The organism is Paenibacillus dendritiformis (assembly GCF_015845845.1).
In the GTDB taxonomy this organism is placed as follows: Bacteria; Bacillota; Bacilli; order Paenibacillales; family Paenibacillaceae; genus Paenibacillus_B; species Paenibacillus_B dendritiformis_C.
In genome coordinates, this window is record NZ_LDIG01000179.1 from 1 (window position 1) to 21,306 (window position 21,306).

General features: G+C 46.8%; 23 protein-coding genes and 2 pseudogenes. 2 read left to right on the forward strand and 23 right to left on the reverse strand.

Features of this window, described 5'->3' with window-relative positions:
* A partial coding sequence (locus ABD76_RS18595; protein WP_197254959.1) for an integrase core domain-containing protein occupies positions 1-444 on the forward strand: 444 nt, incomplete at its 5' end.
* A 122-nt stretch (positions 445-566) separates the two neighbouring features.
* Here ABD76_RS18595 and ABD76_RS18600 read toward each other — a convergent pair.
* The 23 genes and pseudogenes from ABD76_RS18600 to ABD76_RS18710 form a co-directional block, all read right to left on the reverse strand.
* Entirely contained in the window at positions 567-1,886 is a 1,320-nt protein-coding gene (locus tag ABD76_RS18600; RefSeq protein WP_242069638.1) for an aminotransferase family protein, read from the reverse strand.
* 181 nt (positions 1,887-2,067) lie between these two features.
* Positions 2,068-3,306: an MFS transporter gene (locus ABD76_RS18605; RefSeq protein ID WP_197258682.1), complete on the reverse strand. Its 1,239-nt coding sequence runs from the start codon at positions 3,304-3,306 to the stop codon at positions 2,068-2,070.
* Between the two features lie 91 nt (positions 3,307-3,397).
* Complete coding sequence (locus ABD76_RS18610) at positions 3,398-4,105, reverse strand: PDZ domain-containing protein (RefSeq protein ID WP_197258683.1); 708 nt, start codon at positions 4,103-4,105, stop codon at positions 3,398-3,400.
* Positions 4,098-4,964: a PDZ domain-containing protein gene (locus tag ABD76_RS18615; protein WP_197258684.1), complete on the reverse strand. Its 867-nt coding sequence runs from the start codon at positions 4,962-4,964 to the stop codon at positions 4,098-4,100. The genes ABD76_RS18610 and ABD76_RS18615 overlap by 8 nt, the downstream gene beginning before the upstream one ends.
* 17 nt (positions 4,965-4,981) lie before the next feature.
* Positions 4,982-6,175 (reverse strand): NAD(P)/FAD-dependent oxidoreductase, encoded by a 1,194-nt coding sequence (locus ABD76_RS18620; protein ID WP_197258685.1) that lies wholly within the window; start codon positions 6,173-6,175, stop codon positions 4,982-4,984.
* A gap of 104 nt (positions 6,176-6,279) precedes the next feature.
* The gene (locus ABD76_RS18625; protein WP_197258686.1) at positions 6,280-6,804 is read right to left on the reverse strand and encodes a hypothetical protein; all 525 of its coding nucleotides are present in this window, start codon (positions 6,802-6,804) and stop codon (positions 6,280-6,282) included.
* Between the two features lie 81 nt (positions 6,805-6,885).
* On the reverse strand, positions 6,886-7,338 hold the full coding sequence (locus ABD76_RS18630; RefSeq protein ID WP_197258687.1) for a 3-hydroxyacyl-ACP dehydratase FabZ family protein: 453 nt from the start codon (positions 7,336-7,338) through the stop codon (positions 6,886-6,888).
* A 3-nt stretch (positions 7,339-7,341) separates the two neighbouring features.
* Complete coding sequence (locus ABD76_RS18635) at positions 7,342-7,782, reverse strand: 3-hydroxyacyl-ACP dehydratase FabZ family protein (protein ID WP_197258688.1); 441 nt, start codon at positions 7,780-7,782, stop codon at positions 7,342-7,344.
* 4 nt (positions 7,783-7,786) lie between these two features.
* Positions 7,787-8,125, reverse strand: coding sequence for a cupin domain-containing protein (locus ABD76_RS18640; RefSeq protein ID WP_197258689.1), 339 nt, complete (start codon positions 8,123-8,125; stop codon positions 7,787-7,789).
* A gap of 16 nt (positions 8,126-8,141) precedes the next feature.
* Positions 8,142-8,900 carry an SAM-dependent methyltransferase gene (locus ABD76_RS18645; protein ID WP_197258690.1) on the reverse strand — a complete coding sequence of 253 codons (759 nt, stop codon included), beginning with the start codon at positions 8,898-8,900 and terminating at the stop codon, positions 8,142-8,144.
* Positions 8,901-8,932: 32 nt separating this feature from the next.
* Positions 8,933-9,598 (reverse strand): helix-turn-helix transcriptional regulator, encoded by a 666-nt coding sequence (locus tag ABD76_RS18650; protein ID WP_197258691.1) that lies wholly within the window; start codon positions 9,596-9,598, stop codon positions 8,933-8,935.
* A 254-nt stretch (positions 9,599-9,852) separates the two neighbouring features.
* Positions 9,853-10,320: a DinB family protein gene (locus ABD76_RS18655; protein ID WP_197258692.1), complete on the reverse strand. Its 468-nt coding sequence runs from the start codon at positions 10,318-10,320 to the stop codon at positions 9,853-9,855.
* A gap of 117 nt (positions 10,321-10,437) precedes the next feature.
* Positions 10,438-12,171, reverse strand: coding sequence for a CRTAC1 family protein (locus ABD76_RS18660; RefSeq protein WP_197258693.1), 1,734 nt, complete (start codon positions 12,169-12,171; stop codon positions 10,438-10,440).
* Positions 12,156-13,199, reverse strand: a complete 1,044-nt coding sequence (locus ABD76_RS18665; protein ID WP_197258694.1) for a DUF1702 family protein — start codon at positions 13,197-13,199, stop codon at positions 12,156-12,158. The genes ABD76_RS18660 and ABD76_RS18665 overlap by 16 nt, the downstream gene beginning before the upstream one ends.
* 3 nt (positions 13,200-13,202) lie before the next feature.
* On the reverse strand, positions 13,203-13,436 hold the full coding sequence (locus ABD76_RS18670) for an acyl carrier protein (RefSeq protein ID WP_197258695.1): 234 nt from the start codon (positions 13,434-13,436) through the stop codon (positions 13,203-13,205).
* A gap of 19 nt (positions 13,437-13,455) precedes the next feature.
* Positions 13,456-14,211: an SDR family NAD(P)-dependent oxidoreductase gene (locus tag ABD76_RS18675; RefSeq protein ID WP_197258696.1), complete on the reverse strand. Its 756-nt coding sequence runs from the start codon at positions 14,209-14,211 to the stop codon at positions 13,456-13,458.
* A gap of 21 nt (positions 14,212-14,232) precedes the next feature.
* Complete coding sequence (locus ABD76_RS18680; RefSeq protein ID WP_197258697.1) at positions 14,233-15,486, reverse strand: beta-ketoacyl synthase N-terminal-like domain-containing protein; 1,254 nt, start codon at positions 15,484-15,486, stop codon at positions 14,233-14,235.
* Positions 15,483-16,343, reverse strand: a complete 861-nt coding sequence (locus tag ABD76_RS18685; protein WP_197258698.1) for a beta-ketoacyl synthase N-terminal-like domain-containing protein — start codon at positions 16,341-16,343, stop codon at positions 15,483-15,485. The genes ABD76_RS18680 and ABD76_RS18685 overlap by 4 nt, the downstream gene beginning before the upstream one ends.
* Positions 16,340-17,488 (reverse strand): beta-ketoacyl-[acyl-carrier-protein] synthase family protein, encoded by a 1,149-nt coding sequence (locus ABD76_RS18690; RefSeq protein ID WP_338125146.1) that lies wholly within the window; start codon positions 17,486-17,488, stop codon positions 16,340-16,342. Before ABD76_RS18690 ends, ABD76_RS18685 begins: the two co-directional genes overlap by 4 nt.
* 4 nt (positions 17,489-17,492) lie before the next feature.
* Entirely contained in the window at positions 17,493-18,332 is an 840-nt protein-coding gene (locus ABD76_RS18695; protein WP_197258700.1) for a tetratricopeptide repeat protein, read from the reverse strand.
* On the reverse strand, positions 18,316-18,990 hold the full coding sequence (locus tag ABD76_RS18700) for a helix-turn-helix transcriptional regulator (RefSeq protein ID WP_197258701.1): 675 nt from the start codon (positions 18,988-18,990) through the stop codon (positions 18,316-18,318). Before ABD76_RS18700 ends, ABD76_RS18695 begins: the two co-directional genes overlap by 17 nt.
* Positions 18,991-19,272: 282 nt before the next feature.
* The gene (locus ABD76_RS18705) at positions 19,273-20,130 is read right to left on the reverse strand and encodes an RnfABCDGE type electron transport complex subunit D (protein WP_197258702.1); all 858 of its coding nucleotides are present in this window, start codon (positions 20,128-20,130) and stop codon (positions 19,273-19,275) included.
* A gap of 198 nt (positions 20,131-20,328) precedes the next feature.
* A pseudogene (locus ABD76_RS18710) lies at positions 20,329-20,946 on the reverse strand (ISL3 family transposase); the annotation flags it as partial.
* Between the two features lie 149 nt (positions 20,947-21,095).
* Between ABD76_RS18710 and ABD76_RS18715 the strand changes: the two are divergent.
* A pseudogene (locus tag ABD76_RS18715) lies at positions 21,096-21,306 on the forward strand (IS1380 family transposase); the annotation flags it as partial.

Below are 21,306 nucleotides of genomic sequence, written 5' to 3' on the forward strand. Positions count from 1 at the left end.
GTGTTTGATCGCGCGGTCGTAAGCTATCACATTGGACTGACGTGCGAAGCGAAGCATCTCGTTCAGATTACGCAGGAGGCGCTTAGGAAGCGCCAGCTCTTTGACAAGACAGAAAAACCCGTCATACGTTCGGACAACGGCCCACAATTTATCAGCAACAAGTTTGAGGATGCCTGTAGCGAGTTTGTCATGATTCACGAACGAATTCCGCCCAAAACGCCGAATAAAAACGCTCACATCGAATCGTATCATTCGATCATCGAGGCGGAGTGCTACCAGCGACATGAATTTGAATCTTATCCTCAGGCCTATGAAGTCGTGAGTCAGTTTATACAGGATTATAATCGTATCCGCATCCACGGCAGCATCTACGATTTATCCCCGTATGAATATATGGAAGCGGTGAAACAAGGCATTGTGGAGCCGAAGCAGATTAAGGTTTGATAATCGGAATTGGTGAAAAACAAAGCAATGTAAAGCAATTCTATGTTTGATATCGAATAAGAGGTGCAGTGTCCACAATAAGGGTGTTTAACCGATCGTACAATTATGGATAAACCTAGAATTTACATTGCTTTTACTGCATTGATGATCCCTCTCCATATGAATTCAGCCTCATCTTGGGAAATGTTCAAAGGAGGATATATGATCAAAGTTCCGTTAAAGAAGTTTGCAAGAATGCCCTCGTTCCGTAAATTTGTGCTTAATCTACCGCCCCACTCCAAGGATAATCCGCTGCTCTTCCCTTCCTGGGTATCTTTGAACTCAATTCCGATCATTAATCCTGCTCCCCTGATGTCTGCAACGTTGGGATGTCCTGCAAGCGCAGAACGCAATTCATCCATGATTTGCGCGCCCACTGTCTGTGAGTTATTAACTAATCCCTCCTCTTCTATGATATCAAGTACGGCCAGCGCAGCTTCACAGCCAATGGGATGTCCGTTTTGCGTGGAACCATGGAGAAAAATTCCACCGCCGTCAAACAGCTGGCTGCTTACTTTTTTGGAGAATAACGTTGCCCCCATCGGGAAGTATCCTCCAGTCAAGCCTTTGGATAATATGAGCATGTCCGGTTCTATTTCGTATTCGTGTGACGCCAACCAACTCCCAGTTCTTCCTAGACCTGTGGTAACCTCATCCACAATGAGCAGAATTTCGTGCTTTCTACTCAACTCCCCTAGCTCTTTGATGAAAGATTTGGGCATCGGAACCGCACCATTAACTCCTTGAACTAGTTCCACCACACATGCAGCTATTTTTTCCGGACCTTGCTCATGAATGATACTTCGAAGGGAATGCAAACTGCCGGCTACAAGTTCGTCTGCACTGTCACTGATATGATGATATGGATACGGAGATGGAATCGAGTAACACCCCTGTAATCCCGGGCCGAAGGAGGATTGAATCCCCAGTTGAGTTACCGATCCGGAACCGAGGGTCGTGCCGTGATAATTTCCTTGAACACTGATGAATTTCGTCCGCTCAGGCTGCTGAAGCGATATGAAGTATTGGCGAGCCAGCTTCATCGCCGTCTCTACTGCCCCCGAACCGTCCGTCGTAAAAAATGCCATGCTCATCGGCTCACCAGCTATGGATAGCAATCTTTCTGCGAGTTTGGCTGCAATAGGGTGGGTTTGCTCACAGGTAGACGCATAACTCATTCTCAAATATTGCTCGTGGATCCGTTCAATGACGCGTGAATTCCCTAATCCAATGGAAGGTACGGCAGTTGTTAAATACATATACTTGTTTCCGTCCTGATCATATATCCAAGGTCCTTCACCTTTCACTAGCGAAATAAATGGAGACTGAACCTGCTGGGCTATTGGCGGCATAAAAGTAAAAGGATGCAAAAAAGGATAACGGTAATCTGTTGTTTTAAGCATCATATCCACTCCTTCGGCAATAAGTTTATTTGTATACTATCAAAAGCCGCTATTTGTTTCTTAGGCTTGTGTTACCCCTTTTCATGGTTATTGTGCTGACATAAAAAAACTGAGCTCTTTAGCGGAACTCAGTTTCGCTGCTTTAACTTTATTCGTTGATCTCCTTGAATGATTCCATGATTCAGCTGTCCGATGAAATCATAGAATTATGCTGCTCGGCTGCCTGTTGGACGCTTCGCATATTAAACAAGAGGAACAAGGCTCCCGTGACAGCGACTAAAGCAGACAGAATGAAAAAAAGCATGGGGAACCCCGAATAATCTACGACTGAGCTAAGAATGGTTTGGGTTCCGGCCAGACTCAATGTGAACAAGAGGGACTGTATTGACAATACCGTAGCGCGCCGATTCGACGGAATCATGCGATTGAGCATGGCTGTAAGTACCGGCCTCAAAGCGGAAGAACAAAAGCCCATCACAGACAAAATGACAATTCCCCATATCACCGGTGTAAAACCTGCAACAGCGAGACATATCGTCATAATCAAAGGCAGGAGCAACAAAATCGCCTTTTCTTTGATCCCCTTCGTCAATCGGTGAGAAAAGGCAGCGCCGGTTATGCTAGCCAAGCGAAGCAGAAGGATAACGATTCCGACCCATGCGACACTGATATCGCTGCTGAGTACATAAGGCTGAACAAAGAAGAACAAGAGCATGAAGGTGGGGAGTGAAAGAACCGTCGAGAAAATGATGAAATTGCGCAGCGTTTTTAAATGAATGCACAGTTGGAATGCCGCTTTCAAATCAGCTGCCATTCCCTTGTTTTCTTTAGAGGATTGATCGATAAGAGGTTCCCGAAATTTGAACAGGAGAAGCGCCCCTGCAATACATGCCAAGCCGCTCCATACAAAGGGCTGAAGCATGCTGTAGTTGGCCAGCAGGCTCCCGATCAGCGCGGCTGCCGCTTGCGTTCCTTGTACAACGGCTGTGTAGCGGCCCATGATTTTGGAATATTCTTCTTCACGGCCAGCCCCTTTTAAACCATCATACAAAAACGCTACGTCCGTTCCACTGAAGAAGGTCTGGGCCACACTCCACAGGATGTGGATGAGAAAGAGCAGAGGAACCCAGGATACAATCCCATAAAGGATAGTCAGGACGCCGAAAGCTGCCGCTCCAATAAACAAGGATACTTTGCGCCCATACCTGTCGGCAACTGCTCCAGCAGGTACTTCAGCGATAGCTGCGATGATGAATCCGACTCCCTGCATTATGCCGATAAGTCCAAGATTCATTCCTCTTACCTGCTGCAAAAAAATGATCCACATCGGCAGCCACAATATAAAATTGACGAGTACTGTGTGTGCATAAAACCTTCCGAGTTGGAACGAAACATGTGATGAAGCGCGAACAGACTCCATTTGAAAATTTCGACCTCCTTCTTGTCACAGTCCATCGATTATGTATGTTGTTATCTTGTAGAGGTGTGTTTCATAGACTAGATTGATCGTATTATAAAACATTTCCACTTTTTTCGTCCATCCATTTTACGACCGCTACATGAATGGTACCTTCCCGCTCATACTCAAGCGTTACAGCTGAATTTCGCAGCGTATGCCTCGCTAATTCACGTACCAAGTCCTTGTGGGTTCTCACCGGCCTTCGTTCGATGGCTCGGATGATGTCTTCTGCCCGCAATCCGGCCGCATCAGCCGGACTGCCCGGAAAACAATGAAGGATTTGGTTCCCTTCACCTGTTCCTATACTTAAAATCCCGAGACGCCGATATCCGAGCAGGGCTTGACGGATATCGCTTCCCAGTTCCACTACACTCTTCAGGTTGAATAGGGTTCTTCCCCATGTCTCGTCCATCATATCCTTGATGAACAGGTCGTCCGGTTCTTGTCCAAATCCCTTTACTTCCACGATGACCGTTACATAAAGCGCAGAGCGCCGCAGATGAAAAGTTGTAATCAGCGGATACTTCATGCCTGAAATCTCGTAAGCATGTCTCCACTCTAAGGAATGATATTTTTCCAGTACAATGACTTCAACCCGATTGACAATGCCCCCGTACTCCATGCTAATCTCGTCTCCGTGCTGCGTTCCGCTGTCTGCAAAAAAAGACAGGTACCCATCTAAAGTAGAAACATAGTGCCAGATATCCTCTAGGGTACCTTTAATCTGGATTTCATTTCTAAAGTTGATTGAATTATTCAATTATCCCCCCTCCTTGATCCATACTCCTCTCTTTTCTTACTCTTTGTAGCTCTTCCTTCGACTTTGCATCGACAAATCCTGTAAATCGTTCGTCGTAAGAAAGATCGACCTCCGTTTTGTACACTTGTTGATCTCTTGCATACAGCACCGTGATTGGCTTCGGATCGTTATATCGCCGGGATAAAGCGATAACCAGGTCTTTATACGTGTTCACTTCCGCTCCGTTCACGGAAAGAATAACATCCCCACTTCTCAATCCCGCTTTATAAGCCGGACCTTGAGGAAAGGTCTGCATAATGAAGTTTCCTTTTCCGGCAGGCATACCTGTCTGTTCCGTGTAGAGTTCGGAATGTCCCGTATTGGTAACCCCAAGCCGTGGGTATCCAAACAGATTCAGTCTTAGATCCAGTCCCAACTCGAGGACGCATTTCAGATTGATCAATGATCGGCGCCATCCGGTCTCCATACATTCCCGCAGCCACATATCGTGCCCTTCTTCACCGTACCCGTCCACTTCTACCGTTAGTACAACAAACGGCCCTTGCTGCTTAATGGTAAATGTGGTTCGCAGATTGTACTCTATCGTATCCCCGTTTGACAGTATAGAAACATAACGATCCAAAAGCTTGTACCTATTCGGAAATTGCGATTCCACACATAGGGTTTCATTTTCGATATCACCGTAAGTAAAACGGAACTTGTCTCCTACCTGAGGATGGTTCGGATCTCCCGTGCTGCTTCCATCATCACTTAAGTAGGCATTTGAACCATCGACTGTGGCGATCATCTTCCATACTGTCTCGGGCGTGGATTCCAGATGAATGACATTCACCGTATGTCTCTTATTTTCGCTAAGCATATTTGCTTCCTCCTAGGCTATATTTTCATCATTTTTTCGAGTTGTTGATATCGCTCATCGCCCAGCAGACTAACGACCTCTTTCACCTTCATTCCCAAATCATACGTCAGTCCCGGGAAAGTGCATAACGCTTGCAGCCATAACAGACTCTCTTCGTTCAACGGCTGATCGGCCCTCTTCATAGACACATGCGCACCATGCATTTGCGGCCTGATTAACTCATCACGCTTCGTCTGATAGGTCTCCATTGCCGTGTTCCAGGAATCCTTTCCCGAAAACACCTGATCGAATGCCTGCGCTAAAAATTCAGCGCTTGCTACCGCATTATCCATTCCGGATCCGGTAACCGGATGCACATAAGCCCCCGCATCCCCCAATAGTGCCCAACCTTCTCCGTAAGCCTGCTTTAAGTACATTGGCCTTGCACCAATACCTCGAACCCGATCCTCAAGTACAGCCTGATTCATCCGTTCGTTCAATCCGGGGATTTGAGTAATTCTCTCAAACAGCATATCCTTGGGATTTCCCATCCATCGCTTAATTTCGGACATAGGCGGCATCACCAGTACACTATGAAGATCGTCATTGGTCGGATTGCAAAAAATGATGTCTCTCTCGTTCCAGAACCATTCCACTGCCGGAATAGGCAACGGCTTGACGTTTTTGAAATAACCGTAATAAGCAGGTCTCATCAAGGAGGAGGTCTCATAGGAAGCGGCATTCACTTTGCTTGCTACGAACGAATAATACCCATCCGCTCCAATGACTACTTTTGCCCTTAATTCTTCCTGAACCTCACCCTTTCGAATGCGGATTCCTTGGACAACTCCCTGATGATGGATCAACCCCGTAACCAGGCTTCCTTGTTCAAAGCATACCGAAGGATAAGACAACGCTTTTTGAATAAGAATGTGGTCGAAATGGTATCTGCGCAGTCCAATGGCCCTTGGCGTGATGATAAAATCTGATTCAAAACTACTGGCTCCCAAGTGAACATGCATGCGCCGAAGCGCAGGCGCTCCCGCGGATTCCAACTGTTCCAGTACGCCTAGCCTTCTATAGATTTCGATATCCCCTGTCACATGTGTAGAAGTGGTATGGCTTGGGAACGTGTCGCGATCAACCATAGCGACACGGTAACCCTTCTGGGCAAGAAAAATGGCAAGTGCAGCTCCCGCACACCTGGCTCCTACGATAACGGCATCATACATTCTATTATCTCCTTTCGATAAATATCGACAAATCAGTCCGCAGACTGATTTGTCGAATCCTAACAGCTGTGCTTCTTGCCGTACAGTTACACCGTTACGAGATATTAGTTTATTTGGCTGCAGGCGTAGATCGAGCCGGCGAACTTGCCTTCAAGCTGGTCGTACAGTGAAATTACATCTTGAGAAGTAAATTCAGCCGCTTGAGGAGGAAGTCCCTTCACTGTTCCTGTCATATGAATTGGAGTTCGGTTCACGAATGTGCCTTCCGGTGTTTCAATATCCCAGTAGAGCCAAGTCTCGCCTGGGACTCCGCTGGAAATCGTCTTGCCGAGTGGGATTTTGACTTCTCCCTTCAACGCTTTGCCAGTAGAGGATTTTCCGCCGCGAACGTATACCTTTTGTCCAGGCCACAGAACTTCGGATGTTGCAACCAGGTCGACGTTTTTGATATCGAGTTCAACGTTGACTCCCGATTTCAAGGAGAATTCAGAATCCGATACAGTGAATTCAGTAGGTATCACTTGAGAGAAGTAGAGCTTTTCGGAACGTCCATCGGCAAGCTCCAGTACAGTTGTGCTGTTCGAGTTAGGCAGTGTCAGGGTTGCCTTTTTCAGAAGCTTTGTAATCATGTTCTAACCTCCGTTTATATGTTGTTACTTCGGCCGAAGTACAATTTTATTATCATTCAATCCGTAATTTGTCGCTCTGCTTCATCCGCTCAAATTCTCGGCTTTTATTTCCAATTGTCTGCATTTTGATTTGAAAATGACCATCGGTTTATCATCCACAGAGCCTGTAGCGGTGACAAGATAATAATCATCCGGTTCATAAAGATTGCTAATATAGACATTGAACTTCACGATTTCCCCAGGTGTTACAGGCGAGAGGAATCGAACCTGCATATCCAGGAACTCTATCAGACTCCGCTCTACCGGGCGATTCGGTTCCAGCAGCAAGTACACGCTCTGGCGAATGCCCTCAATAAGCAAGACGCCTGGATACACGCTGTAATCCTGAAAGTGTCCCTGCAAAAAATAATCGCTCAGGCTGATCAGCTTGCAAGTAGATATATGGGCGGCATGATCCGAATACAGCACCCGGTCGACAAGTATCCATGGCTTAGAGAAGGGCAACAAATGTTCAGGAGCGGATAAAAGAAACATGGGCTAGCCCCCTTTTGTCATCGTTTGGATTTTGGCCAAACTCAGCTCTCCCTCAGCCACGATTCGGCCGGAAGCATACGCCCTAGCCTCGATTCTTGCTTGAGAAGTAAGGAGACGAATTGGCTTGACTTCATATTTCAGTTCTTCATGCCATGCAGCAGGCCCGGACTTACGCATGAACAGTGAACCGAGAATGGGAGCCTCTCCCTCTAAAAGCGGCCCCGTCTCCAACTGCACGAGCAAAACAGCGGATTGAGCCAGCCCTTCCATCACGCATACTTCCGGAAAAACAGGTAAGCCGCGCAAATCGTCATAAACCGACTGTAATCGGATGGATGCCAGAAGGCTCTTACCTGATTCATAATGGTCAATTCGTTCTACGAAACGAAAAGGAGGCTGCTGAGGTAATTGTTCAACCAGGTGTGCGTAATCCACATTGTTCATGACACTACTCTACAATTTCAATAGGCTCTTCAATAACAAGAAAAAAGATAACCCCGGTATCTGTCTGGATATCGTGAAGCTCATCAGGGCCTGCCGTGAGGAAATCCCCTTCCTCCATCGGTTCCCCTCCAGCCAGCATGCTGCCTTCAAGAACGTAAGCATACTCTCGACCCGGATGGTTGTGAACGGGAATGAAGCCTCCCGGGTTTAGCTTTACGATGAATGCTTCCGTCTTGCTCTTAGTATCCTGTTCCTTCCACAGCGGCTGATACTCCGAATTGTGAAAAATCCCTTTCTTCCATTCGCGCTCATGAATTTTAGATATAAAATGCTGTTGTTTCATGTCTGTCTTCTCCTCCTCATTTGTTTCTGCTTCGCGGTTTCATTGCGGATAGAACCATCCGCGGACTGGATATTTCCAAGGGTTGACGATTCAGGCTCCCATATACACAAACTTTGGTGAAACCGGATTCCTCCAGCATACGAATCATTTCAGTAGCCGAATATAGTCGGACATCAAGTACCGATGAACGAATATTCCACTCTTTGAACCACTGGATTTTCTCCACCCACCGTCCTGTCCCTGGATAGAAAAAACGCTCCGACCATACCGGAACTCCGTTCATGTCATCCCATCGCCGAGGTGTATATCCCGATATTTTAAAATCCCGGTTCTCCGTTTCAATGAGGAAAGTTCCTCCCGGCTTTAAGGCCTCAAATACGCGCAGAAAAGCAGCATAATCGTCCTCTTCCTCCAGATAGCCTATGGCGGTTCCGATGTTAAGAACTGCATCATACACGTCTTTTTCCTTGAGATCTTTCATCAATCCTTGAATAAATTCAATGCGTGCTTCTGTTTCTGACTTGGCTACTTCCTCCCTTGCCTTTCTCAAGGATACCTCGGAATAATCAAGTCCTGTCACTCGGTATCCATGCTGCGCTAAAGGTATGCTGAGGCGTCCATGACCGCAGCCCAGATCAAGAATGGAAGCTCCTTTTGCAAGGTCGAGCCAGTTAATAATCAGCTTCAATTCCTCTGCCGTTCGTTCTGGTGTCATAATGGCTTGCGACAGCAGCAAATAATCCTCTTTGAAGAAATCTTCGAGACGATCCATCATTTTTGTCGGCCCTCCCTTCCTTGTTAATAGTTTTACTTAACCTTCAAACTGTCTTGGCTTCGATGAGCAAGACGGTAGGCAGAAGGATTCATCCCTATCATCCTCCGAAAGGTCCTTGTAAAATGGGTTAAATCCCCGTAGCCTACGGAAAGACATACCTCCGTTACAGGAGAACCACCTTCCAGCAATGATTTAGCCAGCTGAATCCTGCGTTCCATAATGTACTCCCGAAAACCCTTGCCCGCGTACTTCTGAAAAATCCGAGAGCAATAGGAAGAACTGATACATAGGAATGACGAAAGCGTATTCAAAGCTAATTCGTTGTTTCCCAGATTCTCTTCGATGTACAGAAGCGCTTTTCGGAACAGCCTCGCCTGCTGCGAGTTGTCCGAAGAATGAACGGCATCGACTCTTTCCATCACTTCAAGCATGCCGATAAAAGTGATCAAATCCGGTAATTCGGTGCTTAAGATAAGGATTACGGGAGTATGTGTCATGACGTGTTCAAGGTTCCAGTGCTCGGGCAGGTCACGAGCTTTTGAAATGATAAACAACATCTGGTACTCTTGCAGGGTAGAAGAGGTGAAGTCGAATTTTTGCAAAGAAGAGAGGATCACATCGCAGTAAGACTCCATCATCTCCTTGAAAGCTGTACACTCCGTTTCCTCAAATTCGTGAAGCACTACCAATCGTTCCAAGTTCAATCCCTCCTAATAAATGGATGTAAGGCCTTGAGGGACTCCGGTCGGACATATCGATGATATATTCACCTCCAATGATTTATTCCGCTGGCAGGCAGAGAGTATCGGTAGCCTTTATTCATCGTAAACGAGCCCTAAGGTTCAATACTCTGTGGAATTCACTCCAATATCGGATTTTATTGACGCTTCAACAGTCCGTGGCACATACAAAAAGGGCTCTACCTTCATTACGGAAAGCAAAGCCCTTCTCACTATTGGTTCTTAATCTGTCTCTTTATTGCGATAATCGCACCCATATGGAGCCCTTCATGGAAAATCGTTCTGACGAGCACTTGCTCTATGGTATGCATCCCCATATCCGTAGGAGCAAACTCCTCTTCCATCTGATCCCGGTATTTCTCTTCTATCATGCGGGGCTGTTCCCGAAGCATTGAAACCAGTTCAGAAAATGACGGTGTATCGTCTGTAAAATGAGTTGGGTTAGTTCCATAACCGAACCATTGGTTATACGTCATGGAGACCGGCGGATCCTCTTTTGTAAGAGCGCGTATCCACAAGTACTGATCCAGAATGATGTGCCCCAAATTCCACCGGATGTTGTTGTTAAAGCCATTTGGGACGATCTCAGCTTCTTCTCCAGATATGTCTTCTACGAGTTCCAACAGTTCGTTCCGATATGTATTCAACTGTTCAAACAACACCTCATGCCTTCTTTCCATCAAGATCCCTCCGCATTTTTAGGTATATACCAAATTATTATACAAAAATGCCAAAAATCCTCTTTCTTCCAACAGAAATAGAGCGCTATAGAGCGCCCTCAAGAAAAGAAATGCAAACTATTCGTACTCAGGTTCCCCGATTCGTAATATTTTGTCTCCTTCCACATTCTCAAGCGTCTGGGTGCGGCCGCTCGGCCAATTAATTGTTATTTTATCCACTGCTTTTTGCTGGCCAAGGCCAAAATGTATCCTCGGGTCGCTTTGTGCCCCGTGACTGTTTCCTCCGTCCTTTTCAATGACAGTCTTTACACCACCCACTTCAAAGGTTACCCTTGCGCCAACTGCGTCACGGTTGCTCGGGAAAGTACCGACCAGGTCTAGTTTGATCCAGTGGTTCCCATTCGTCATTTCATTCTTATACACCTTGGTAGGCGAACCTTGATTCGCAAACACAAGGTCGTTGACTCCGCGGTTGAACAGATCTACTGCAGCCACTCCGCGGCTGTCGTCCGTAAAGGTAATGCCGACATCCTTGGACACGTCCACAAATTTTTTACCGTCATTCAAATATAGGGGCTTCGGCTCATAGCCCGACATACTCTTGTTCTTGAAGGCAGGCCAACTGGCGGCATCCTCGACAATGTAGCCTGGCGTCGTGGCAAGGGTCCCCATATCGAACCAGTAATCCTCATCCTTGTCTGCAGATATGAACCCGTTTGTAACCATAAGGCTCATATTTCCGCTGTTATCCGCATCAAAGAAGCGTGCTCCCCAGGACCAGCCGGACTGCTGCACTCCCAATTCCTGCGCCCGGTCGACATATTTGCCCTGCTCATCTTCATGCCACAGCTGATTTCCTTCTAGCAAGTATTGTTCCTTGCTGATGTTGCTTACAAAATTAGCAAGCCTGCCATCATGAAACAGATCGGCAAAGTCCACATTCATTCCTTTGAAGGTGTCGTCACCGATGCCCCTCTTCTGTACGAGGGGCTTAAATCCTTTTCCCTCCTGATTAATGAGCAACGTGTCCGGTCCGAAGTCGTTCGCATTGTATATATCCGGCCAGCCATCCCCATTCAAATCTGCCACCCCGGATGCCAACGTCCATCCCGGGTCGTCCACATTCATTTCTTTCGATACATCTGTAAATGTATTATCTCCATTGTTCCTTAAGAGCACATTCCTTCCGCCGTTACGTGCACGCTCGAAATCGTTATGCATGATCTTGGTCGTATCCAGATTCCACAGATCATGCTGCTCGTTAAAATAACAGCTCAAATAGATATCCAAATATCCATCCCTGTTGTAATCGAGAGCGATGGCTTTGCTGACATAGCCTATATAACCTGTTCCCGAGGAGTCAGTAATATCGGTAAAGGTGCCGTCTCCGTTATTTTTATACAAGTGACTTTTGCCCCAGGCCCCTACAAACAGGCTTGGATTCCCGCTATTATCGATGTCGAGCCATAAAGCCGTTTCGGATATTCCCTCCTGATTGACATCCGCTACCGCAGCTTCTTCGGCAACTTCCGTGAACGTACCGTCACCATTGTTCCGGAAAAGCTTGTTTTTGCTGTTCCGCTGTGAATTCGTATAATAGAGATCCATATACCCGTCTCCGTTGTAATCCGCTACAGCCACCGCAGCGCCCGTCGAAGACATCCAGGGCATGATGTTGCTGAGTTTGGAATCGAACGTTTCGGTTTGATGCGTAAATTCAATGCCTGAACTGACGCTTATCTCCTCATACCGAAATCCACGATCTATAATCGTTACCGGTTCCCCTACAGCACAGCCTGCAAGCAAGATGATAGAAAACGGGATACACCATTTTTTTACGATCTTAAGCATGTCCATCCTCCTATCACGTCGTAGTTTTTCATGAATTGGCGTGTCTTGTCCATCCACCGGATATAATGAGTCTCTGGATTTGAAGAGCCGACAAGTTCCCTGGCCAAATGAACAGCTTTAACTCCATCCTCCATTTTGCTGGACCAGGCTTGATCAAACGTATTCGTCAATTCATCCCAGTACTTTCCGTTCTGCAGCTTTCTTGCTTCCCATCCGAATGCCATCCCCTGCTTGAAAGAGGCCAGATAGCTCTCAGGTATGACGCGACAAATGCCTTGAACACGCTCAGGATTGTCAAATAAACTGTAAGCAACGGCGAGCCCTACGCCGCTCATCAAATCCTGACGAACCTCTTGGGGAGCGTTTGCGAGAATGCTCAGCACCGGCAATATTTCATACCGACACTGAAACCACAAGCTTCTGCCATATCCTTGGCATCCAACTCTTAAAGGGCTCTCCCCCATACATTTCAGATGATGAATTAGGGACGGGTTGATGCCGTAATCAAACAGCCCGGCCTTAAAGCCGACGCCGTCGTAAAGCATGGGCGCATAATAAGGATCCATATTGCGAATCCAGCGTTGGTAGGGACTGGGACGAAACCGATACATTGTGTACAGCCACCACCCAAGACCGACATAATACTGATAGATATGATCCGGGTTTAGCTGGCAAATATACCTCTCGAATGTTCGTCCCCGCTTGCCTGGGCGAAGCATCGATCTGGCTCCGAATCCCATACCGGCACCTTCGTATGCGAATCCGCGGTAGAAATCATCGAATTCTGCATCAAAACGATCTCTGATTACATCTATGTCTGTGAAAGGGTTCGAAGCGAGATTGTGACCTCTTAAAAAACTGTTCAAAATCTGGCTAAACCGCCTTCCAAAGGGGCTGTCGTCCCCGCCGGTAAAACGCAGCCTCATCACTGGAATATTCTGTTTCACAAGGCGTACAAAAAGAGCAACAAGCAGCAAGACCACGATGAGTACCGTAACCGCAATTACAAGAAGTCCTTTACTATTCATCGCCTATTCCTTTCTTGCTTCTGCTATGTTCAGAATATCCTGCAAATCCTGAATCGTTCCCAAGTCCTCTTCGGATAACCACACCCCGAATTCACGCTCCAAATGTATGGCAAGTTCCAGTGCCATCAAAGAATCGATTCCAAGCTCTTCAAAAGATTGGGTCAAAGAATCTTCTGACAACGCTTGCTGTGTCATTTCCTCCACCAATTGAATGACCCTGCTTCGCAAAGCCTCCATATTTTATCACACTCCCGTTTTATATGAGTCCACCGTTGACCCCAACCACTTCTCCCGTCATATAGGAAGAATGGCTGGACAGCAAAAATAAAATGAGATCCGCAACTTCCCCAGATGTTCCAAAACGCTTTAATGACGTGGATTCCACGAGCTTTCTTTTCCTTGTTTTTGTCATTTCCTGAGTCATGGAGGTCTCTATATAACCCGGGGCGACACAGTTGACCCTGACCCCTAGCGGGCCCAACTCCTTAGCCAGAGCTTTGCTAAAGCCAATGATACCTGCTTTCGATGCCGAGTAATTGGCTTGGCCCGCCATTCCAATCTGTCCGGAAATCGAGGTGACATTGACCATTGTCCCGCGATTTACGGCCAGATTTTTCACCATAGACCGTGACATCTGAAACAAAGCTCGAAGATTGACCTGATAGACGTATTCCCACTGCTCATCTGACATATTGTAAAGGGGACTGTCGCCAGTAACACCCGCATTGTTCACGATCATATTTAAGGGGGGGGATTGCCGATTCGCAAATCTTTCTGTCAGGCGTTTGATACTGGTCTCCGAGGAGAAATCGCAGTGCAGCGCATAAGCTGTATATCCTTCGGAAGCGAGTTCCTCGCTCAGCAACCGCGCATCCTCGATGGAACGGGAATATGTAAAGTGAACGACGGCTCCGGCACGGGCCAGCTTAATAACCGTCTCTTTACCGATTCCCTTTGAGCCGCCTGTTACCAGAACATGATTGCCCTTGAAATTCCATGCAATGGTACCCAATAGGTATGACTCCTTTCTATATCATTTTTCGAAGACGCCAGCGGCAAGGAAGCCGCCAAAAGCCGAAACCGTTTTGATTGCAGTATGAACGCTGCAGGGCTCCCACTGTGTCACCATAGGGATGTTCCATTTAAAATGATGACGTTCATAGTTGGCTGCTGGAGGTATCACGCCTTGTTCCATGCTCTGAAGCAGGCATACGATTTCTACAAGCGAGTTCGCTCCCAAGGTATGTCCAAAATAACCCTTAAAAGCCGTCATTTTAGGTAAAGGCATATCCAATTCGGCAAATGCGCTTGTAATCTCTGCTATTTCGTATGCATCCCACATCTGCATGCCTGTTCCGTGCGGAACCAAAAGATCAGGCTGAACATTGCCGAGGCGCCTTACAGCTTGGGATATGACATTAGCGTAGGAGCGGGAAGTCACATTGGGGAGCGATAAATTCCATCCATCCTGCTGAAATGCTCCACCTAGGTATCGCCCGAGCCGTCTCTGACTGCCTTCGCTGACGCAATCCGGACTTCGCAGCACGACCGCCGCTGCTCCATCTCCAAGTACGGATCCGTCTCTTCCCGAATCGAAAGGCTTCAGAACTTGCTGGGGAGAATGAAAACCTTTATCGCCAAGCCATAAATACTCGGTCGCATGAGCGTAATCAGCACAAACAACGACTGCGGTTTCCACACGGCCCTCACGGATGAGTTGTGCGCCCAACTCCATAGCGTACAGCCCTGAAGCGCAAGCATTATTCGTGATGTAAGATACACCTTGAATGCCCAATGCTTTCGCAAGATAGAACAAATAAGGAAATGTCTGCAAACGAAAGAAATCATGTTTATACCGTCCAAATGAAGCAAGAGGATTTTCCTCTTGATGAAGCATGCGGTTCTTTGCTTGGAGTATGTTGTCAATCAGACGGTTAATGCCCGGATTTTCATGACCAATGACAAGCGCTGCCTTGTTCAGATCAGAAGGAGCAAGACAAGCGTCCTCAATAGCCAGGAGAGAGGCAATAAGCAATAAAATAAAATCCGGATCCTGATTAAGCCCTTCTTGCTCGAGCCATCGGCAAGTAGTGGTTGGAAGCCAGTCCCTGATGTCAATTGGACGGATTGCGTATACCGGATAGTCAATCGCCGAGCCGTCATACATTTCGTAGCTGCGTATACCAGGCATGCTCTTTGCCGTTCGCATGCCGCCCCATACCGCTTCCTTTCCGATTCCTGGTGCCCCCAGCACGCTTGCTCCAATAATGGAGACATCCAATCTCATCTTGGATCTCCCCCTTTTTTGAAGAAATCATCATTTTCTTTGAAGCGCATCTTCAACAAGTCGCCGTTCTGGAATCGTCCTTGTATATCATCGTGCTGCACTTGTCCACCGTCCTGTAATAGCTTTACTAGCTCTATATCCAGGCTTTCCGTTATATCTGGCAATGAGATTTCCGACAGGGTCTCTACTTTTTTGAGTTCCCAACTCAAAGAATATTTCGCCGGCTCACCAACTCCCGGTCGCTCGAGCAGCAGTACCGTAATCCGCTCCTCAAAACTGATTGACGAATCTGCGCCATTTTTTGAATATACATCTGCGTTCTGTTTCTCTAACGGATGCAGGTGCACATTGCATACAATAACGCGATCATGCCTGCCCTTCTCCAGCAGCTTCAAACCATAGAACAAGGCCGCCGGAACTGTATCTATACCTCCAGATAACGTTGTATTTGTGCCTTTAATGTTGGCATGAATCGCGATATATCCTGCAAGTGCGTTATAAACCGTATTGGGGAAGATCGCAGGGTTAACACGATTTGGACCGTAGAACTCCGCTTCCTTCTGCAAATCCTGAATCGGATGAATACTTGAGAAGTTGTTGCCCACCACAAGGCCAGTTCTCACTGATTCTTCGCTTCCCGATAATAACGGAGTAAATAGGCCTGCATCAAGCAAGGTCTGATCCACCGCGGCGCAACAGGCTCTGGCAATGTTGGGTACACGGGGCAGCCTGCTCTGGTTTATCTCTTGCATACTTTCCTTTGTTATGAATGGAGACGGCACCGACCAATCCCGGTTATTGGATGTTCTGAAACCAATCGGGGACAGCCAGACGGCACCCTTTACATGTGCGTTCATGTCGATCCCGCCTTTCCCAGTACGATAGAAGAATTGATGCCTCCGAAGGCATACGCGTTGGAGAGAATATACCTCGTTTTTTTGCGCAGAGGTTGGTTAGCGATTACGCGAACACGGCATTCCGGATCTAACTGTTCCAGATTCAGCGTGTGAGGAAGCCAGCCATAGCTGAGCATATTCACGCTGGCAATGGCTTCTATCGCGCTTGCCGCACCCAGCGTATGGCCTATATGACCCTTTATGGAGCTGGTCAACATATGCTCGCCAAATAGATCAGCCAAAGCTTTTGCTTCCGTTCGGTCGTTAGCCGGAGTTCCTGTTCCGTGCGCACTCACATACCCAATATCCTCCAGGGTTAATCCGGCCATCCTTAGCGCCTCCAGCATAGATCGCATCGCGCCTACGGCGGAAGGATCCGGCTGCGTAATATGATAAGCGTCGCAAGTCAGGCCGTAACCGAGCAAGTATGCAAGTGGAGCAGCACCCCGGGCACGCGCGTCGCTTTCTCTTTCCAGCACAAGCACACCGGCGCCTTCGCCTAGAATAAGCCCTTTTCGGTTTGCGTCAAAGGGGCGGCACCAGTCGTTAGACATCGCTCTTAAACTGCCGAATCCCGTAAACGCTGTCCAAGACAATGCATCCACTCCGCCGGCAATCATGCAGTCTGCATTCCCTGCTCTAAGCTCGTCCATCGCCTGGGCCATCGCAAAATTTCCTGCAGCACAAGCATTCGTTATGGTCCATCTCGGTCCATTCAAGCTTAGCAGGTCAGCAACCTGATCCGAGATGGCGTGCGGGCATTGCCGATAACCGCCTTTTAGAACAGGATCTGATTCTCCCATCGTCGTACCCACACATATTCCGACACGGACTTTCTCTACTTCTGACAGCTTGGCCTGATACATCGCATCTTCCGCTGCTGAGAGATACATAGCTGTGGCTTTGCCGATTCCTTCGCCCCCATATCCTGAATAAGCAAAGACATGATCCACCTCGCATCCGCGTTTCGTCACGTGCTGTGATACATCAAAAGAGGTGATGTCCCTCGTTCCTTGCTTTCCTAAAAGCAGGTTATGCCAGAAGTCATGGATATTGCTCCCGATGGATGTGACAACCCCCATCCCTGTAATGACAATCGGATCCACATTCTCACCCCTTCCATAATTTGCTGATGTCCGATATAGCGGGGTCGGGCCGCTTAAATCCATCGATCCCCCGCTCCTGCTTGACAATGTCGTAAGCCGTATTTTCATCGGCACCAGCTCTTTGGGATAGTGCTGCGTCGTTGGGGTATTTTTCGTATCCCTCTTTCCAGACAGCGATTCCGGCCGAAACATCTCCAGCCTTCACCAGCGCATCTCCAAAAGCGGCATAAATGTCAGGCCAGAAGGCAAATTTCAATTCATGATTCATTTGTTCCACGGCGATACAAAAAGCGAAATCCTGAACTGCCTTATCGGCTCTTTTGAGGCCCTGAGGCCAATACAGATTGTTAAGACCGCGTGCATAATGGGCAGGAATGTCATACGGGTTTTCTTGTAAAATATCTTCGAGCAAGCTAATGGAATGGACTGATTTCTGACCAAGTGCCGCTGTCCCGAGGTCAGGATCCTGTAGCATATCAACATATGCCAATGCTTGCTGAAGTACGATATCGGAAGTAGGCTCTATCTCATTCATCAAGTCGATAAATTTCTCTGTTTGAGATTCTCGATTCATTCGAAGGCGCAGTTCGGTAGAGTAAACGAGATTTTCTGGGGATTGTTTAACCATGGCAAGCAAATCGTTGTTTGTGAGCCCAGGCTGCAATGAACCTGTCTCCCTCTCCAGGCTGAAATCAAGGTTGAAATCGTTAATGGTTAGTTCAGGATCCAGCTTAGGAAGATCATAGGGTTTTGTCCAATTCACATAAGAAATAATGCTGATTGCTGCTATAACGGCAGCCGTAAAGCAAGAAACTATTAAAGTCTGCTTACATCGTTTTTTCATGAAAAACTCCTTCCCCTTTCAGTAATATATTTGGTTCTCTCCACTTTTGCCTGAAAATAGACGGATTGATGCCAACAATGCGCTTGAATAACTTTTGGAAATGCGTCAAATCGTTGTAGCCGATTGCATAGCACACATCTGTTACAGAGTGCCCATTTTTCAGTAGCGACTTTGCTTTTTCAATCCTTTTCCGCATTATATATTCCTTAAATCCCATACCTACGTACTTCTGAAACATTCTTGAATAATAATGTCTGCTTACATATATTTGTGAAGCGGCCTTTTCAAGCGATAAATCCTGATCGTATAAATGCTGATGAATGTAAACCAGAGATTTACAGAACATGAAGCCTCCTTCTGGTAAAATCTTATTCTCGATTTTCATTGTTTCAATCATCAAAAGCAGGAAATCAGCTGGAACCATCCCGCCTGTTAGGATTATCGTGGGAGCAATACATAAAAATTGCTTGAGATCCCATGATGAAGGGAATGAATTATTTACAGTGTAGAGTAAGTGAAATTGGTACCTGTTCGACTCTGCAGCTTGAATTGCGGTTTTGAAATCGATCGTCAGCCGAATATCCGCTTTTTTCGACATGGTATGAATCGCTTCTGAGTCCTCCTCTTCCTGCTGGCAAAAAATAGCGAGAACATTCATGCAAATCTCCTTTCTTCGTTTGAATTATGAGCCTATTTACATGCTACCAACGCCACATAAATACTTCTTACGTAAAAATTGTTTAAAATCCGTGGTTTTTTTACTAATTACTACAATCATTCGAAACTTGTTAAAGACATTGCTTAAAAATGATCTATGGTTCAAATTGGTAACATCCATGCACTACAAAAGCAGAATTCATGATAAATTAATATGTATTCTATAAAAACAGGAAACAAGCCTCTTGCTTTTGTTTAGCAAGAGGCTTGCCTTCTCTCAAAATTAATTTCTTATTGGTAATACACCTGTATCCAGCTCCTTTGACGTCTTTCGCGATATCCAGTATCGATAGGGAATGATGAATATTAGACTGAGCGTAAACAATGCGTAGAATTGGGAGTTGGGCACGCGCTGAATTCTGTAGACGGCGTCCATAAGCGCAACCAAGAAAGCAAACAAGATGCGTGCTTTTCTGGTAGTCGGAGTGGATTTGGGGTCGGTCATCATGAAAAAGGCAAACAGCTGAAAACCCGCCCCCATAAGGGGACCCAGTGCCGCAAACAGCGGAACACCGAACATAAAATGCCTAATAACCGCAAAAAGAGTGAAGCTCCCAAAAAAAGTCAGCACGGTATCCAGTCGATTTGCTAAATAACACACAAGGATTCCCAATATCATGATCATGAGCATGATTTCGATTCCGTTAGTCCATTGCTTCGGCGTGCTCACGGCATATTGGGGCAGCAGCACTAATACCAGCACCATGGCTGCGTTGTTCGGATTAAAAATATTCGCGCCTTGAAATCGCAGGATATACTTTAGCGCAATGGAAATGATGGCTGTTAATGCATATATCCACAAAACGTTGGAGCTCAACAGCAGGCTTACACCGATACCGGTAATCACACCACTGAGGGGAAACGACCAGTTGCCTTTTTTCCATCGCGATAAGACAAACTCCGTTAGTGTCGTACACGAAATGGAAATGAAGACAGCTTCCCATCTTTGAAAGAAACCGAGATAAATCTGGCCTAGAATCGCGAACAGAGATAGAAATGTCAGGACAAAATATCTTGGGTCTATCTTGTAATCGTTCCATTGTACAATTGGACGCAATTTCGTCCGTATTTCATTTCCCATGTGTAACCTCCCAGCTTGGATATGTTTTTACTTTCATTATTGTACAAAGACAAGCACAAAGACTCGTGGAAAATGTGGGATAATTCGGTTTATCAATCATCCCTGTGCACGATGGAAGCTTTTCCAAAGACGAAGCTGCAGGCCCATCAATAAAGTAATTAAAAATGAGGCTCAATCTTAAAATGGGTGCTTGACTTTTCAACCTAGCAAGCGATGGCGGTTACATTCAATTAAAATACCCGCCTTATAGTGGCTGCGATTTCGTATGAAGTAGTGACGGCGTTGATAGGCCTTAATCCGATTGTGACGCCCTTCCACAGCATTCGTCCAACGACAGCGATGGTAGTTCACGATTTCTTCCTCCCAGTTGCGCATCGTCTTCAAGGCGCTTCGGACAGCAGAGTGGTCTATGGCAGCCCCTTGTTCACACCAACGAGTGAATCCCATCTTGGCTACCGCATAGTTAGGGGAACAGTCATACCAAGAGATGAAGGCCTCCTTCCATTCCAATACGTTGCACAAAAGGGGGGAGTAATTCAGCAACTCTTCCAGTTGCTTTTGATCTTTCACGGATAGTGTGTCTTTGGGGGGATTAAGCAGACGGTGATGGGATTTGAGCAGTGCCTTGGCTCGAGGCGCAAGAGTGCTCTGGACGGTCTTGCGCACCTCCTGCACACTCTCAATCACATAGCCCTGGACATGAAATCGATCCGCAATCCGAATCGCATTCGGAAAACACTCGCTGATCCACGTATGATACCCTTTGGCTAAATCCATCACCACCGCTTTAGGTGCAAGCGCCAGAAAATCGGGATGCTGATGGAGTTGAGTCCGTATAATTGTGTAAAACCTGAATCCGTGAAATGAAATCATAGAAAAGTTAGAAAATGAGCCGCCGGTAAAGTAAAATAAGGAAAAAGGGAAGAATTCCCGTATTTCTTTAACTCACCCCGGAGGTGCCATTGATGAAACCCGTACGTTTTCAACTGGATCAGTCCGTGGAGATGCTGACCGCTCATTCCGGTCTTGCCCTCATTGGCTTGCTCCTTTCCCATACCCAGATTGCCAAGCGCTTGACTCGTTCCTCGCTTCCCGGTGTACATCAACCCACGGTCACTCACCCGGATGTGGTCTACGCGTACCTGGGGCTACTTTGTCAAGGGAAAAGTGACTTTG